The organism is Achromobacter sp. FW305-C-30-7 (assembly GCF_058783105.1).
This window is the reverse complement of sequence record NZ_JBYSYI010000002.1, coordinates 707,241-722,458: the sequence shown is the minus strand read 5'-3', so window position 1 is coordinate 722,458 and position 15,218 is coordinate 707,241. Positions and strand designations below refer to the sequence as shown.

Sequence of the window (15,218 nt, the reverse complement as noted above, 5' to 3'; positions counted from 1 at the left end):
GCGCGCCGGGAAACAGGGGTCAGGGCTGCGCGCTGCCGCCGGGCGGATGGACCGCCGCGCGCCACAGGTCGAGGAAATGCCGCTTCTTGAGCGGGTCCAGATACACCAGCAGTCCCACGCCCAGTCCCACCGGCCGCACGCCTGCTTCCGGATTGACCGAAGCGCTCACCGGCCGCATGCCGGACTGGCGGGCGACCATTTCCTGGCCGCGCGGCGACAACAGGTAGTCCAGGAACATCGCGCCCAAGTCTGCGCGCGGCGCCTGCCTGGGAATGATGGCGGAGCGCGACAGCATCAGCGTGTAGTCCTGCGGGTATACGATGGCCAGCGCCGCGCCTTGGTCGATGCGGTGCCGGGTATAGGACTCCAGCAGGTTATAGGCCAGCGTGATCTCGCCGCGTTCGAGCTTGTCCAGCGCGTCTTCCGTGGACGCGTGCACGGTGACGCGGTTGCGGCCCAGCTCGGCCAACAGCGCGCCGGCCATGCTGTCCAGGCGCGTGTCTTGCGTCGCCGCCAGGTAGCCGATGCCGCTGCCTTCGACATCGTAGGTGGAGATGGCGCCAGCCAGGGGCTGGTCCGGCGCCTGCAGCAGCGACAGCAGCTCGCGCCGGGTGCGCGGCGCCCGTGCGGGGGCAAGCTTGCCGGTGTTGTAGACCATGACGATGGGGTCGGTGCCGATGCTGAAGACTTCATCGCGCCAGTTGGCCCAGGCGGGCAGGGCGCGGGTCTCTGGCGAGATGTGGGCCTGCGCGTAGCCGTCGTTGACCAGCTTGGTCTGCAGGTCCATGGCGCTGCTGATGACGAGATCGGGGCCGGACCTGGACGCTGGTGTCCGCGCGGCGCGGGCGACGGTCTCGGCGTATAGCTCCTGTGTGGAAAGTTCGGTGTATTCCAGGCGCAGGCCAGGGTTGAGCCTGCTGAAGTCCTCCAGGACGCCGCGGAACACTTGCACGCTGTTCGAGGCGTGCACGACCAGCACGTTCTTGCTGTTGGCAGGCCCCAGCGTCAGGCCCTCGGCGCTGGTTTCCGCGGCATGACCGGCCACGGCCGGCAGCAGGGCGGCCAGCGCCGCCAGCAGGCGCAGGGGGTTCAGGAGATCAAGCTTCATGGGGGCGGGCCGGCAGCGTGACCACGGCGTCCAGGCCGCCGCCGACGCGGTTGCTCAGGGCCAATCGGCCCTGATGGATGTCGACCACGCGCTTGATGATGGACAGGCCCAGGCCGGCGCCGGGCGCGCGCGGATTCGGTCCACGCACGAAGCGCTCGAAGGCGGCGTTGGCCAGCGCCGGCGGAATGCCTGGCCCCTGGTCGGATACGGCAATGCGCCAGCCATCGTCCTGCGGCTCCAGCCGTACGTCGATGTGGCCGTCTTCGGTGGCGCCGTGGCGCAGGGCGTTGTCGATGAGGTTCTTGAAGGCTTCGCGCAGCATCAGGCTGTCGCCCAGAATGGTGGGGGGACTGCCAGGCGCATGGGCGGGCAGGTGCAGGCGCACGTCGGGTTGGGGATCGGCTTGCGGGACCGTGTCGTACACCGCCTGGCGTAGCAGCTCGGCCAGATCCACCGGCTGGAACTGGCGCATGTTGCTGCGGTGGATGACGCTGGCGTCGCTCAACAGCTGGTTGACCAGGCGCGAGAGCTTTTCGGCGTTGCGCAGCACGGCCAGCAGGCTGCGGCGTTGTTCAGCGGGATCGTCCTCGTCCAGCGCCACTTCCATCTGCGCGTGCAGCGCGGCCAGCGGCGTGCGCAGCTGGTGCGCGGCCTCGGCGATGAAGAGGCGCAGGGTGTCCAGGTTTTCCGACAGGCGCGCCATGAAGCCGTCCAGCGAGTGCACCAGCGTGTCGAGTTCCTCGGGTACCGGGGCGGCGATGGGATGCAGATCGGATGCGCTGCGGGCCGCCAGTTCGCGTTCGATGCGGCGGATGGGGGAGAGCGAACGCAGCAGGCCCCAATAGGCCAGCGCCAGCGCCGCGGCGGTGAAGCCGATCAGCGCCAGCGTGCCTTGCCAGAGGATGCCCGCCGCCAGCGCATTGCGAGCTTCGCGAGTTTGCGCGACCTGGATGAGCGCGGTCTCGGCGTTGCGGGGGCCGGCGATCTTGCGCTCCATCCAGGCGATGCGTACCGGCTCGCCTTGGTAGCTGGCGTCGTACAGGCGGGGCGTGTACGCCGGCCCGTCCTTACCGCGGCTGGGCGGCGCGGGAAGGTCCGCGTAGCCGGAGATCAGCGTGCCGCCGGCGTCGCCGACACGGTAGAACACGCGGTCGCGCGGCGCCTGCTCCAGCAGCGCCAGCGAGGCATAGGGCATGTCCATGCGCCATTCGCCCTGCACCAACTGCAGGCTGTCGGCAATGGACAGCACCGAGGAGCGCAGCAGCTGGTCATAGGTGGTGTCGGCAGTCTGATTCGCATAGCCGCGCACCAGCAGGTAGAGCGTGGCCAAGGCGACGACGAACAGCGCCAGCAGCATGGCCAGCAGGCGGCGCTTGATCGAGATGCGGCCCTGCGCGGCGGCGGGCCGGGCGGGTTCAGTCCCGGCCGGAGCCGGACGCGGCGGGGCTGTCGTGGTCATCGGTGGCGGTCAGGAGGTAGCCGGTGCCGCGCTGCGTTTCGATGCGCAGGGGCGAGCCTTCGAGCTTGCGGCGTAGCCGGGCGATATAGACCTCGATGGCGTTGGGCGCCGCATCGTCGTCGAAGGCGAACAGCTTGTGGGCGATTTCGGTCTTGCTGACGGCGCGGTTCATGCCGGCCAGCAGGATCTCCAGCAGGCTGTATTCGCGCTTGGGCAATTCGATGCGCTGGCCGGCCAGCGTGACCTGGCGCGCCGCGCTGTCGATGACCAGTTCGCCAAAGCGCAGCACGCCGGCGGCCTGGGCGCTGGGGCGTCGCAGCAGAGCGCGGCAGCGGGCTTCCAGTTCGCGGAAATCGAAGGGTTTGGCCAGATAGTCGTCGGCGCCGGTATCGAGGGCATGGACGCGGTCTTCGATGTCGATGCGGGCGGTCAGCGCCAGCACCGGCGTCTTGCTGCCGCGGTCGCGCAGCCGATGCAGGATGTCGAAGCCCGACATACGGGGCAGGCCGATGTCCAGGATGACGAGGTCGAAGGTTTCGTACTGCAGCACGCCGTCGGCGCTGAGGCCGTCGTTCTGGCAGTCGACGGCATGGCCGAGACGGCGCAGCCGGCGCACGAGTGCGTCGGCAAGGTCCGCGTCGTCTTCGATCACCAGTATGCGCATAAGGGCGATTGTCGCATGGCTGGACGAGCCTTCCCGCGCCGCACTCGCATTCAAAAAACGACAGGTTGCCGACAGCTTTTATTTCTAGTCTTGCGGTCGCGCTTCCCCAGCCGGAGGCGCGACACACGCATAACAACGACTAGCCGGAGATAACCCTCATGCTTCTGACCCTGCTTGGCTTCGGCATGGTGATCACGTTCATGACGCTGATCATGACCAAGCGCCTGTCGCCGTTGGTGGCGCTGATCCTTGTCCCCATTATTTTCGCCCTGCTGGGCGGATTCGGGTCGGGCATCGACAAGATGATGCTGGACGGCATCCGCAAGATCGCGCCTACCGGCGTGATGCTGATGTTCGCCATTCTGTATTTCGGGGTCATGATCGATGCCGGCCTGTTCGATCCCATCGTCGGCCGCATCCTGCGCGCGGTGAAGGGCGATCCGCTGAAGATCGTGGTGGGCACGACCGTGCTGGCGCTGGTGATCTCGCTGGACGGCGACGGTTCGACCACCTACATGATCGTGGTGGCGTCGATGCTGCCGCTGTACCGCCGCCTGAAGATGAACGCGCTGTCCATGACCTGTCTGGCGATGCTGGCCAGCGGCGTCATGAACCTGACGCCCTGGGGCGGCCCGACGGCGCGCGCCGCAAGCGCCTTGCACGTGGACGCGGGCGATATCTTCGTGCCGCTGGTGCCGGTGATGGGCGTGGCCATCGTGTCGATTCTGATCCTGGCCTTCTTCCTGGGCCTGCGCGAACGCCGCCGCCTGGGCGTGCTGTCGCTGCCGGACGGCGCCTCGCTGCACGCGGGCTACGACGAGGACGGCCCCAAGAACCTGCCCGAGATCGAGGTCGACCAGGACCTGCGCCGCCCCAAGCTGCTGTGGGTGAACGCCGGCCTGACGCTGGCGCTGATGGTGAGCCTGGTGCTGGGCGTGCTGCCGCTGCCGGTGTTGTTCATGATTGCCTTCGCGATTGCGCTGGTCATCAACTATCCCGACCTGGCCGAACAACGCCGCCGCGTCGCGCAGCACGCGGGCAATGTGTTGTCGGTGGTGTCGCTGATTTTCGCCGCGGGGATCTTTACCGGCATCCTGTCTGGCACCGGCATGGTCGAGGCCATGTCGCGCAGCCTGCTGGCTGTGATTCCGGATGCCATGGGTCCGTACCTGGCCGGCATCACCGCGCTGGTCAGCCTGCCGTTCACCTTCTTCATGTCCAACGACGCCTTCTACTTCGGCGTGCTGCCCATCCTGAGCGAGGCGGCCCAGGGCTATGGCATTTCGCCCGTCGAGATGGCGCGTGCCTCCCTGATCGGCCAGCCGGTGCACTTGCTGAGCCCGCTGGTGCCGTCGACCTACCTGCTGGTCGGCCTGGCCGGCGTGGACTTTGGCGACCACCAGCGCTACGCGCTGAAGTGGGCCACGATGGTCTGCCTGGTGATGCTGGCCGCGGCGCTGGCGTTCGGCTTGTTCCCGCTGGTCGGCCAGGTGGCCTGAGCGGCGGCGCGATACCGTCTTTTCAAAAGGGGAAGTACATGGCTTTGCGCATTGCTTACGTCACCAGCGGAATGGGCCACACGGGCACCGCGATCTGCCAGGCGCTGCACAACGCGGGACACCGCGTGGTGGCAGGCTGCGGGCCGCGCTCCTCGCGCAAGGACCACTGGCTGAAGGAACAGAAGTCGCTGGGCTACGACTTCATCGCGTCCGAGGGCGACGCCACGGATTGGGCCTCGACCGAGGCGGCCTTCGCCAAGGTGCGGCGCGAAGTCGGCGAGATCGACGTGCTGGTCAACAATGCCGGCGCCATGCTGGACATGCGGTTCCGCCAGATGAGCCACGCGGACTGGTCGGCGGTGCTGCGCAGCAATCTGGACACGCTGTTCAACACCACCAAGCAGGTGGTCGACAGCATGGCCGACCGCGGCTGGGGTCGCATCATCAACATCGGCTCCGTCGCGGCGGAGAAAGGCCAGATCGGCCAGATCAACTACGCCACCGCCAAGGGCGCGGTGATCGGCTTCACGCGTTCACTGGCGCAGGAAGTGGCGGCGCGCGGCGTGACCGTCAACCTGGCGTCGCCGGGCTTCATCGCCGACGATACCGTGAAGGCGTTTCCGCCGGCGCTGTTGGACCGCATCATAGAAAGCGTGCCGGTGGGCCGGTTGGGCACGGCCAAGGATCTGGCGGGGCTGTGCGCCTGGCTGGCATCGGACGAGGCGGCGTTCGTGACGGGGGCGAACTACGCGATCAATGGCGGCGTGTATATGAGTTGAGGGCGGGGCGGCGAGGCCGCCTCGCACTTACACGTCGATCTGGTCGAAATGCACGCCCAGGGCGGCCGCAATGCGCTCGCGAGTGCTTCTCCTGGGATTTGCATCGGCGGACTCCATCGCCGCGTAACTAGGCTGACGTATGCCTAGGCGTGCCGCCATGTCGACCTGGGTGATCCCCAGATATTCGCGCCATGCGCGCACGATGCTCCAGCCGTTGCTGGTCATCAGCGTGACGACTTCATGTGGAATCGCGCCATCGGCGGGAATGCGCGGCGGCCGCCGGGAAATGGCTGCCGGTGCTCCAGTCAAGGCGAGATACTCCGAATAGGGCAAGACGACGAATGCGGGCTTGCCGTCCGATTCGAGTATGGTGGGATGCAGGCGCATGGGGGCGTTTTCTGGCTCAGCTCAATAGGTATGGTCGTCGCGCCGTTTCACTTCCTGGATCTCGATGATACGGACGACCGCAGCAACGTCGAACAGCACCCGATACTGGCCTATACGTAGACGAAACCCATATTGGTGATTGGTCAGTGTTTTGACATTGCGCGACGCGGGAAACATCTCCAGTTCAGCGACCTCCTCAACGATCCGGCTTTGGTCGACGGGAGGGATTTTCCTTAACTGCTTGACCGCTGTTTTGGTCCAGTTGATCGAGAACATTCGGCATTCGCATACGGTTATAGCTTAAGCTATATAGCTTTTCAAGCCTTCCCATTGCTTTGCAAGAAGAAATGATCAGGCGCCCTCTCCCTTCTAAGATTTTTGATGAGGGCCGATCAAGCTCTTGAGGCTACTTCAGGACGAATGCCGATTTATTGCCGCGCTCAATTCGCCAGCTTCACCGCCCCGCTATCAATCAGCTTCTGCCACTTGGCGCTGTCCGCCTGGATGAACGACTGCAATTCACTCCGCGAGCCGCCGCCGGCGATCATGCCGGCGTTCTCAAGGGCGGCCTTGAACTCCGGCGTGGCCACGGCGGCGCGTAGCGCGGCGTTGACCTGATCCAGCTGCGCGGCCGGGATGTCCTTGCTGGCCGCGACCGAGAACCACTGAGTGGCGGCGTAACCCTTGAAGCCGGTTTCTTCCACCGTGGGTACGTCGGGCAGGCTGTCCAGGCGGTAGGGCGTGGTGACGGCGTAGGCCTTGAGCACGCCGGCCTTGATCTGCGGCATGACCGGCGCCGAGCCCAGGATGGCCAGGGGGATCTGGCCGCCGGCCACGTCGGCCACCGCCTGGCCGCCGCCCTTGTAGGGCACGTGCACGATGCGGGTGCCGGCGTACTGGTTGAGCAGTTCGCCCGCCAGGTTCTGGGACGTGCCGTTGCCGGAGCTGCCGTAGCTCCAGGCTTCGGGCCGTTGGCGGGCATCGGCCAGCACGTCCTGCAAGGACGGCTTGGCGCCCTTGGCGGGGCCGACGATGACCATGGGGCCTTGGGCCATCAGGATGACGGGCGCCAGTTCGCGGCCGATTTCGGGCTGGGGCGTGGGGTAGATCAACGGACCGGGCACCGTCAGCAGATAGCCGTCGCTGGCCTTGCTGCGCGCCACCAGCTGCAGCGCGATGGCGCCTGCCGCGCCGGGGCGGTTTTCGACGATGACGTTCAGGCCGCTGCGCCGGGCCAGTTCCTGGGCGGCAATGCGGGTCAGTACGTCGGCGGTGCCGCCTGGGACGAAGCCGATCACCCAGGTGATCTGCTTGCCGGGCCATTCCAGCTTGGCGTCCGCCGCGCTGGCGGTGGCGGTCAGCGCGGCGCCCAGCAGCAGCGCGCAGCAGCGGATAGCGAATTTCATGTTTTCCCCTTGATGTTCTTTTGCTCAGGCCGCCGCGCGTTTCAGCTCGGGTCCGGCTTGCCGGGCGGCGTATTCGGATGCGCGGCGCAGGACTGGTTGAAGGACTGCACCATTTTCAGGATAGGGCCCAGCACCCAGGTATTGAAGATGAGGATGTCGCTTTCTTCCTTCGGGTCCTGCTTCAGGTTGAACAGGTACGGCGACTCCAGTTTGCCCTTGCCTTCGTTGACCTCGGGCTCCCAGTAGAAATGCAGCTTCCAGTCGCGCCATTTGACTGCGCGCAGGTCGTTCTTGATATAGAACAGGAAGCCCTCGCGCGCCGATGCCGGACTGGCGCCGGTGAAGAAGTCGGTCTGGTCGATGCCGTCGATGGGGCGGTCCTGCGGAATGGCGGCGCCGCCGATGCGTGACAGCGTGGTGTACAGGTCGGTGACGTGCACGATCTCGTTCGAGACCTGGCCAGGCTGGACCTTGCCGGGCCAGCGGATCATGAAGGGCACGCGCAGGCTGCCTTCCATGGCGGTGTGGTAGGTGCCCGTCCAGGGGCCGGCCGTGCCGCGGTAGGGCTTGCGGAATTCCGGGCCGTTGTCGCTGCAGAAGATGAACACGGTGTCATCGCGCAGATTCAGCTCGTCCACCGCCTGCACGATCTGGCCGACGCGGTGGTCCATTTCCACCATGGAGTCGGCGAAGTCGCCGGCGCCGGTGCGTCCCGCGAAGTCCGGGTGTGGCAACGTGGGAAAGTGCAGGTGCACCAGCGGCAGGTACAGGAAGAAGGGGCGGCTGGCCTCGGCGTGCTTGCGCATGAAGCCGATGGACCGGTCGACCAGTTCGGCGTCGATGCCGCGGCGGGTCTCCAGATCGTAGACCTTGACGTTTTCGGAAGGCGCACCGGCCTGGCCCTGCATGATGTGCGGGATGTCGGCGACCGAGGGATCGAAGCCGATGGACGAGGTGAACTGGCTTTCGTCGGTGGTGCGCGGAATGCCGTACCACTCGTCGAAGCCGCGATCGGACGGATAGCGGCCGGGGATGTCGCCCAGATGCCATTTGCCGTAATGCGCCGTGGCGTAGCCCTGACCCGACAACTGCTGGGCCAGGGTGATTTCGTCGCGCGCCAATCCTTGCGGCAGGCCCGGAGGCACGGATTGCAGGCAGCCGGTGCGTATGGGGTGGCGGCCGCTCATCAGCGCGGAGCGTGTGGGCACGCAGTCGCTTTCCACGTTGAAGTTCTGCAGCAGCAATCCTTCGGAGGCCAACCGATCGATATTGGGGGTGGGCGCGCCGCGCAAGGCGCCGCCGCCGTAGCAGCCCAGCTCGCCCCATCCCAGGTTGTCGGCCACGATCAATACGATATTGGGCTTCTTGTCCACGCGCTGCGCCTCCTGTCGGTCCTCGGGTTTATCCAGGGATTCTAGGAGCGCGGGCTCGGCTTAATATTCCTGAAGCTGAGTCTATGCATAACCATTGATTATGAATTTGTCGCTGCGTGACATCGAATACTTCCTGGCCGTGGTGGAGCACGGCAACCTGGACCGCGCGGCGGCCGCCTGCGGCGTCAGCCAGCCGGCGCTGTCGAAGTCATTGCAGCGGCTGGAAGCCGATACCGGGCTGGCCCTGCTGGACCGAGGTGGTCGCGGATTGCGCCTGACTTCGGCGGGCCTGGCGTTTCGCGAGCATGCGCAGCGGCTGTGGGCGGAATACCGCGACGCCGTGCGCAATGCGATGGAGCTGCGCCTGGGCGAGGCCGGGCTGCTGCGCATCGGCGCCACCGGCGCCACGGTCGACAGCGTGGTGATGCCGGCGCTGCGCCGCCTGCTGCCGCGCCGGCCAGCGCTACGGGTGCAACTGACCCAAGGGCAATCGGACGATCTCAACGATCAGGTCGCGGGCGGCAAGCTGGACCTGGCGGTGACGCCTATCTATGCCGACGTGCCAGGTTCGCTGCATCAGGAACCGATCCGCGAGGACGGATTGTGCGTGGCCGCCAGCCGCAAGCATCCGCTGGCCTCGCGGCGCAAGCTGGCCTTGCGCGACCTGGCAGGCCAGCGTTGGATTCTGCCGATGCCGGGTTCGGTGGCGCGCCATGCGTTGGAGGCCCGCTATGCCGAGGCAGGCCTGGCACAGCCTTCGGCGGCGCTGGAGGTGCAGCATTTTTCCGGAGGCGCGTTGGCGCTGTTGGCGGCCTCGGACCTATTGGCGCTGATGCCGCAGAGCGCGCTGGGTCCGGACATCGCGGAGTTGCCGGTGGCGCTGGGCCGGCCCCTGCGGCGCAGCATGGCGCTGGTCACGCGCCATGGCACTACCTGGTCGCCGCTGATGCAGGAGTTCCGCGCGGCGGTGCTGGACGCCGCCGCTTAGCGCTCCGATTCCACCTGCCTGTTGATCCGCCGTATCGGCGGTTCTTACCCCTCACAGCCCCTAGGGGAATTCCCTAGCGGGCGATCCTGAGCGTCAAACGCAAACGCAGCCAGGGCAACGCTTTCCTCGATGATTCTAATTAAGGCAATGGTTTTTTAAGAATATTGATATGGTTGGAATGCTCCCTGCTATCTAGAATCCGCCGCTAGTCGCCCTGCGCCCACGCGCGGCGCGGCGTTCGGGATCACGGCCAGGCATCGCACCGGGCCGCGGCATCACTAGACAAGGGGAATCAATGCTCTCGTACACATTGCGACGGCTGCTCATGACGCTGCCCGTCATGCTGTTCGTCGCGCTGTTCGTATTCGGCCTGCTGGATCTGGCGCCGGGCGACCCGGCAGCGCTGCTGGCCGGCGAAGACGCCACGCCGCAGGACATCGCGCGCATCCGCGCCACGCTGGGCCTGGACCAGCCGTTCCTGCATCGCTTCGGCGAATGGGGCTGGAACGTGCTGCATGGCGACCTGGGCACGTCGCTGTTCACCGGCCTGCCGGTCAGCCACATGATCGGCCAGCGGCTGGTGCCGACGTTTTCGCTGATGGTGATGACGCTGATCGTGTCGGTGGCCGTGGCCATCCCGATCGGCGCGCTGGCGGCCTGGAAGCACAACCGCTTGCAGGACCGCGGCATCATGGTCCTGGCGGTGTTCAGCTTCTCCGTGCCTTCCTTCGCGGTGGGTTATCTGCTGGCCTGGATCTTCGGCCTGCAACTGCGCTGGTTCCCGGTGCAGGGCTATGTGCCGCTCGCCACCGGCTTCTGGGCCTCGGTGCATACGCTGGTGCTGCCGGCGCTGGCGCTGGGCAGCGTCTACGTGGCGCTGATCACGCGCATCACGCGCGCCACGCTGCTGGAAACGCTGAGCCAGGACTATGTGCGCACCGCGCGCGCCAAGGGCGTGGGCAACCGCGGCCTGCTGTTCCGCCATGCCTTGAAGAACGCGGCGGTGCCCATCATCACCGTCATTGGCAGCGGCGTGGCCCTGTTGATCAGCGGCACGGTCGTGACCGAGACGGTGTTCTCCATCCCTGGCCTGGGCCGCCTGGTGGTCGACGCCATCCTGCGGCGCGACTACCCCGTCATCCAGGGCGTGATCCTGCTGTTCAGCTTCATGTACGTGCTGGTCAACCTTCTGGTCGATCTGCTTTATCGCGCCTTTGACCCGAGGATCAAGTACTGATGAATACCTTTACCGGCTTTCTCAAGCGGCATCCGACGACCGCCGTGGGCGGCGCGCTGTTGCTCCTGTTGTTCCTGGTGGCGCTGTGCGCGCCCTGGCTGGGCACCGTGGATCCGACCGCGCTGTCTCCCATACACCGCACGCGTTCGCCGAACGCGCAGTTCTGGTTCGGCACCGACCTGCTGGGGCGCGACGTCTACTCGCGGGTGATCTACGGCGCGCGCGTCTCGCTGATCGTGGGCTTTACCGTGGCCGCGCTGTCCACCGTGATCGGCGTGCTGATCGGCCTGGCGGCGGGCTTCGTGCGCTGGGTGGATGCGGTGGTGATGCGGATCATGGACGGCTTCATGTCCATTCCCACCATCCTGCTGGCCATCGCGCTGATCGCGCTGACCCGCGCATCGCTGCAGAACGTGATCATCGCGATCACCATCGCCGAGGTGCCGCGTGTGGTGCGCCTGGTGCGCGGCCTGGTGCTGTCGCTGCGCGAACAGCCCTATGTGGAGGCGGCCGTGGCGGCCGGCGCCAGCCGCTTGCGCATCGTCCTGCGGCATATTTTCCCGAACACGCTGGCGGCGCTGATGGTGCAGGCCACCTACATCTGCGGCGTGGCCATCCTGGCCGAAGCCAGCCTGTCGTTCATCGGCGCGGGCGTGCCGCCGTCGGTGCCGTCATGGGGCAACATCATGGCCGAAGGCCGCGCGCTGTGGCAGATCAAGCCGCACCTGATCGCCTTCCCGGCAGTGTTCCTGTCCATCACGATCCTGGCAATCAACATGCTGGGCGACGGTTTGCGCGACGCGGTCGATCCGCGCATGGCCAAGAGGATCTGATCCATGAATACGACGATACAGAACCGGCGCGTGCTGGAAATCGAAGACCTGTCGATCGCCTTCGGCCGTGGCGAAAATACGTTCCGCGCAGTGAAGTCGCTGAGCCTGCACGTGGACCGCGGCGAGACGCTGGCCATCGTGGGCGAATCCGGATCGGGCAAGTCGGTGACCTCGCTGGCCGTCATGCGGCTGGTGGAGTTCGGCGGCGGCCGGATCGAAAGCGGACGCATGACCTTCCACCGCGGCGCGGGCCAGACCGTGGACCTGATCGCGGCCTCCGAAGACAGCATGCGCGCCATGCGCGGCAACGACCTGGGCATGATCTTCCAGGAGCCTATGACCTCGCTGAACCCGGTGTTCACGGTGGGGTCGCAGATCGTCGAAGCGATCCGGCTGCACCAGCCGGGCGACGCCAGGTCGGCGCAAGCCGCCGCCCGGCGCATCCTCGACCAGGTGCGCATCCCGGACGCTGGCGCCATCATGGGTCGCTATCCGCATGAGCTGTCGGGCGGCATGCGCCAGCGCGTGATGATCGCGATGGCGCTGGCCTGCAAGCCGGCGCTGCTGATAGCGGATGAGCCCACCACGGCGCTGGACGTCACCATCCAGGCGCAGATCCTGCAACTGATCCGCGAGCTGCAGCACGAGATGGACATGGGCGTCATCTTCATCACGCACGACATGGGCGTGGTGGCAGAGGTGGCGGACCGCGTCATGGTCATGCGCAAGGGCGACGTGGTCGAGCACAACGACGTGCAGGGGCTCTTCAAGGCGCCGCAGCATCCGTATACCCAGGCCTTGATGGCCGCCGTGCCCCGCTTGGGCGCGATGCGGGGCACCACGCTGCCGGCGCGCTTCCCCTTGCTGTCGGACAGCGCGGCGGGACAGGCGGCCGAACCTGCGGCGGTGCCCGCCCAGGACGAGGTGGTGCTGAGCGTGCGCGGCCTCGTCACGCGCTTTGACGTGCGCGGCGGCGTGTTTGCCCGGGTCAAGAAGCGGGTGCACGCGGTGGAACAGGTCAGTTTCGATCTGCACGCGGGCGAAACCCTGGCGCTGGTGGGCGAGTCGGGTTGCGGCAAGACTTCGACGGGGCGTTCGCTGCTGCGGCTGGCCAAGACCACGCGCGGCACCATCGCGTTCCAGGGCAAGCCGGTAAGCCAGGATGATCCCGCGTCACTGCTGGCGCTGCGCAGGAACATGCAGTTCGTGTTCCAGGACCCGTTCGCCTCGCTGAATCCGCGCATGCGGGTGGGGGAATGCGTCAAGGAGCCGATGCTGATCCACAGCTTGCATAGCGGCGCGGCGGCCGATCGGCGCGCGGCGGAACTGTTTGAGCGGGTGGGGCTGGATGCGTCGATGATGCGGCGCTGGCCGCACGAGTTTTCCGGCGGCCAACGCCAGCGCATCTGCATCGCGCGGGCACTCTCGGTGGATCCCAAGGTGCTGATTGCCGACGAGTCGGTGTCCGCGCTGGACGTGTCGATCCAGGCGCAGATCGTGAACCTGCTGATCGACCTGCAACGCGACCTGGGCGTGAGCTACCTGTTCATCTCGCACGACATGGCGGTGGTGGAGCGCATCAGCCACCGGGTCGCGGTGATGTACCTGGGCCAGATCGTGGAAATCGGCCCGCGCCAGGCGATTTTCGAGAATCCGCAGCATGCCTACACCCGCAAGCTGATGCAGGCCGTGCCTATCGCGGATCCAGCGGCGCGACGCCGCGCCGCGCTGGAATTGAGTGAATTGCCCAGTCCGGCGCGCGCGGTGGGCGACGAGCCCGTGGTACAGCCGCTGGTGCAGGTGGGTGATGGGCATTTCGTGGCGCGGCACCGTATCGGCGGCGCGTACTGAGTTTTTCCTTTTTATCCCGGAGATAGAAAATGGATCGTAGGAATTTCCTGTTGGCTTCTTCCGCTTCGGCGGCCGCCTGGGCCTTGCCCGGCATGTCCTGGGCCGCGCCCGCCAAGACCTCGTTCCGCTGGGTACCCCAGGCGGACCTGACCTTGCTGGACCCCATGTTCACCACCGTGGCCATGACCCAGGTCCACGCCCAATTGGTGTTCGACACGCTGTACGGGCTGGACGAGCAATACCAGCCCAGCCCGCAGATGGCCGCCGGCCACGTCAGCGAGAACGACGGACTGCTGTGGAAGATCACCCTGCGCGACGGGCTGGCGTTCCATGACGGCGCGCCGGTGCGCGCGCAGGACGCGGTCGCCAGCATCCAGCGCTGGGCCAAGAAAGACCTGATGGGCCGGTCGCTGATGCAGGCCACGGAATCGCTCTCCGCACCGGACGACAAGACCATCCAGTTCCAGCTCAAGAAGCCGTTCCCGCTGATCCTGCACGCACTGGGCCGCCAATCCGGCAACATGGCCTGCATCATGCCCGAACGCCTGGCCAAACAGCCCGAGACCGAGGCCGTGAAGGAAATGGTCGGCAGCGGCCCGTTCACCTTCGCCGCCAGCAAGTGGGTTTCCGGCTCGCGCGTGGTGTACGAGAAGTTCGCCGGCTATGCGCCGCGCAAGGAAGACCGCAAGCCGGTCTTCACCGCCGGTCCCAAACTGGCGCACGTGGACGAAGTGCATTGGCACATCATCCCGGACCGCGCCACCGCGATCGCGGCGTTGCAGGCCAACGAGGTCGACGGCGTCGAGATGGTGGACAGCGACTTCCTGCCCATCCTGAGCCAGGACCCGAACATCAAGCTGGTCAAGCGCAGCCTGCCCACCATCGGCGTGATGCGCTTCAACCATCTGCACGCGCCGTTCGACAACCCGGCCATCCGCCGCGCGGTGCTCAGCGCCGTCAACCAGACCGAATACATGACGGCCATGAACGGCGCCGACTTCCCGGAATACTGGAGCGACCGCTGCGGCGTGTTCGTGCCGGGTTCGCCCATGGACAGCGATGCCGGCATGGACAAGCTGACCGGCAAGCGCGACATCGACGCGGCGCGCGCGGCGATCAAGGCGGCCGGCTACAAGGGCGAAACCGTGGTGCTGCTGGATCCGGTGGACTTCCCGACCTGGCACGCCGCGGCCCTGGTGACAGCGGACCTGTTCAAGCGCCTGGGCTTCAAGGTGGACCTGCAGACCATGGACTGGGGCACCGCCGTGCAGCGCCGCAACAACCAGGAAGCCCCCACCGCGGGCGGCTGGAGCGTGGCGTTCACCGGCAACACCGGCCCCAACAACCTGGACCCGGCCGGCCATCTGGCGCTGCGCGGCAACGGCAAGCAGGCCTGGTTCGGCTGGCCCACCAGTGAACGCCTGGAACAGCTGCGGCTGGACTGGTTCAACGCCGCCGACCTGGACGCGCAAAAGAAGATCTGCCGCGAGATCCAGCTGCAGGTGTTCGAGGACGTGCCCTACATTCCGCTGGGCGCGAGCTATCCGGTCAGTGCGCTGCGCAGCAACTGGAAGGATTTCCAGCCGCAGATGTCGCTGTTCTACACGTTGCACAAAGCCTGAGGATTGGGGAGT

14 protein-coding genes are annotated in these 15,218 nt (G+C 66.5%); 7 read left to right on the top strand and 7 right to left on the bottom strand.

Going from position 1 to position 15,218, the window contains the following annotated elements:
• Positions 1-19: 19 nt before the first annotated feature.
• From AC3WOB_RS10270 to AC3WOB_RS10260, 3 genes are read right to left on the bottom strand one after another with little or no spacing between them, the layout of a single operon-like run.
• Positions 20-1,108 carry an ABC transporter substrate-binding protein gene (locus AC3WOB_RS10270; protein WP_492274886.1) on the bottom strand — a complete coding sequence of 363 codons (1,089 nt, stop codon included), beginning with the start codon at positions 1,106-1,108 and terminating at the stop codon, positions 20-22.
• Positions 1,098-2,567 carry a sensor histidine kinase N-terminal domain-containing protein gene (locus AC3WOB_RS10265; protein WP_492274885.1) on the bottom strand — a complete coding sequence of 490 codons (1,470 nt, stop codon included), beginning with the start codon at positions 2,565-2,567 and terminating at the stop codon, positions 1,098-1,100. The genes AC3WOB_RS10270 and AC3WOB_RS10265 overlap by 11 nt, the downstream gene beginning before the upstream one ends.
• Positions 2,524-3,231 carry a response regulator transcription factor gene (locus AC3WOB_RS10260; protein ID WP_013392065.1) on the bottom strand — a complete coding sequence of 236 codons (708 nt, stop codon included), beginning with the start codon at positions 3,229-3,231 and terminating at the stop codon, positions 2,524-2,526. The genes AC3WOB_RS10265 and AC3WOB_RS10260 overlap by 44 nt, the downstream gene beginning before the upstream one ends.
• A gap of 158 nt (positions 3,232-3,389) precedes the next feature.
• Between AC3WOB_RS10260 and AC3WOB_RS10255 the strand changes: the two genes are divergently transcribed.
• Positions 3,390-4,730: a CitMHS family transporter gene (locus tag AC3WOB_RS10255; protein ID WP_013392066.1), complete on the top strand. Its 1,341-nt coding sequence runs from the start codon at positions 3,390-3,392 to the stop codon at positions 4,728-4,730.
• Between the two features lie 38 nt (positions 4,731-4,768).
• A complete protein-coding gene (locus AC3WOB_RS10250) occupies positions 4,769-5,509 on the top strand; it encodes an SDR family oxidoreductase (protein ID WP_013392067.1) in 741 nt (246 codons plus the stop codon).
• Between the two features lie 27 nt (positions 5,510-5,536).
• Here AC3WOB_RS10250 and AC3WOB_RS10245 read toward each other — a convergent pair whose 3' ends face one another.
• The 4 genes from AC3WOB_RS10245 to AC3WOB_RS10230 form a co-directional block, all read right to left on the bottom strand.
• Complete coding sequence (locus AC3WOB_RS10245; RefSeq protein ID WP_013392068.1) at positions 5,537-5,896, bottom strand: helix-turn-helix transcriptional regulator; 360 nt, start codon at positions 5,894-5,896, stop codon at positions 5,537-5,539.
• 21 nt (positions 5,897-5,917) lie between these two features.
• The gene (locus AC3WOB_RS10240) at positions 5,918-6,172 is read right to left on the bottom strand and encodes a type II toxin-antitoxin system RelE family toxin (protein ID WP_492274884.1); all 255 of its coding nucleotides are present in this window, start codon (positions 6,170-6,172) and stop codon (positions 5,918-5,920) included.
• Positions 6,173-6,336: 164 nt separating this feature from the next.
• A complete protein-coding gene (locus AC3WOB_RS10235; protein WP_492274883.1) occupies positions 6,337-7,302 on the bottom strand; it encodes a tripartite tricarboxylate transporter substrate-binding protein in 966 nt (321 codons plus the stop codon).
• Positions 7,303-7,343: 41 nt separating this feature from the next.
• Entirely contained in the window at positions 7,344-8,675 is a 1,332-nt protein-coding gene (locus tag AC3WOB_RS10230; RefSeq protein ID WP_492274882.1) for an arylsulfatase, read from the bottom strand.
• Between the two features lie 100 nt (positions 8,676-8,775).
• On the opposite strand from AC3WOB_RS10230, the gene AC3WOB_RS10225 reads away from it, so the two are divergent.
• The 5 genes from AC3WOB_RS10225 (at position 8,776) to AC3WOB_RS10205 (ending at position 15,206) form a co-directional block, all read left to right on the top strand.
• The gene (locus AC3WOB_RS10225) at positions 8,776-9,663 is read left to right on the top strand and encodes a LysR family transcriptional regulator (RefSeq protein ID WP_492274881.1); all 888 of its coding nucleotides are present in this window, start codon (positions 8,776-8,778) and stop codon (positions 9,661-9,663) included.
• A 295-nt stretch (positions 9,664-9,958) separates the two neighbouring features.
• The gene (locus AC3WOB_RS10220) at positions 9,959-10,900 is read left to right on the top strand and encodes an ABC transporter permease (protein WP_041652619.1); all 942 of its coding nucleotides are present in this window, start codon (positions 9,959-9,961) and stop codon (positions 10,898-10,900) included.
• A complete protein-coding gene (locus tag AC3WOB_RS10215) occupies positions 10,900-11,733 on the top strand; it encodes an ABC transporter permease (RefSeq protein ID WP_013392074.1) in 834 nt (277 codons plus the stop codon). Before AC3WOB_RS10220 ends, AC3WOB_RS10215 begins: the two co-directional genes overlap by 1 nt.
• 3 nt (positions 11,734-11,736) lie before the next feature.
• A complete protein-coding gene (locus AC3WOB_RS10210; protein WP_013392075.1) occupies positions 11,737-13,584 on the top strand; it encodes an ABC transporter ATP-binding protein in 1,848 nt (615 codons plus the stop codon).
• A 29-nt stretch (positions 13,585-13,613) separates the two neighbouring features.
• Entirely contained in the window at positions 13,614-15,206 is a 1,593-nt protein-coding gene (locus AC3WOB_RS10205; protein WP_013392076.1) for an ABC transporter substrate-binding protein, read from the top strand.
• Positions 15,207-15,218: the final 12 nt, after the last annotated feature.

Coding starts and splice junctions, on each gene's coding strand:
- AC3WOB_RS10240 (WP_492274884.1), bottom strand. CDS start 6,172: ATGTTCTCGATCAACTGGACCAAAACAGCGGTCAAGCAGTTAAGGAAA.
- AC3WOB_RS10255 (WP_013392066.1), top strand. CDS start 3,390: ATGCTTCTGACCCTGCTTGGCTTCGGCATGGTGATCACGTTCATGACG.
- AC3WOB_RS10225 (WP_492274881.1), top strand. CDS start 8,776: ATGAATTTGTCGCTGCGTGACATCGAATACTTCCTGGCCGTGGTGGAG.
- AC3WOB_RS10265 (WP_492274885.1), bottom strand. CDS start 2,567: ATGACCACGACAGCCCCGCCGCGTCCGGCTCCGGCCGGGACTGAACCC.
- AC3WOB_RS10270 (WP_492274886.1), bottom strand. CDS start 1,108: ATGAAGCTTGATCTCCTGAACCCCCTGCGCCTGCTGGCGGCGCTGGCC.
- AC3WOB_RS10250 (WP_013392067.1), top strand. CDS start 4,769: ATGGCTTTGCGCATTGCTTACGTCACCAGCGGAATGGGCCACACGGGC.
- AC3WOB_RS10205 (WP_013392076.1), top strand. CDS start 13,614: ATGGATCGTAGGAATTTCCTGTTGGCTTCTTCCGCTTCGGCGGCCGCC.
- AC3WOB_RS10220 (WP_041652619.1), top strand. CDS start 9,959: ATGCTCTCGTACACATTGCGACGGCTGCTCATGACGCTGCCCGTCATG.
- AC3WOB_RS10235 (WP_492274883.1), bottom strand. CDS start 7,302: ATGAAATTCGCTATCCGCTGCTGCGCGCTGCTGCTGGGCGCCGCGCTG.
- AC3WOB_RS10260 (WP_013392065.1), bottom strand. CDS start 3,231: ATGCGCATACTGGTGATCGAAGACGACGCGGACCTTGCCGACGCACTC.
- AC3WOB_RS10210 (WP_013392075.1), top strand. CDS start 11,737: ATGAATACGACGATACAGAACCGGCGCGTGCTGGAAATCGAAGACCTG.
- AC3WOB_RS10245 (WP_013392068.1), bottom strand. CDS start 5,896: ATGCGCCTGCATCCCACCATACTCGAATCGGACGGCAAGCCCGCATTC.
- AC3WOB_RS10215 (WP_013392074.1), top strand. CDS start 10,900: ATGAATACCTTTACCGGCTTTCTCAAGCGGCATCCGACGACCGCCGTG.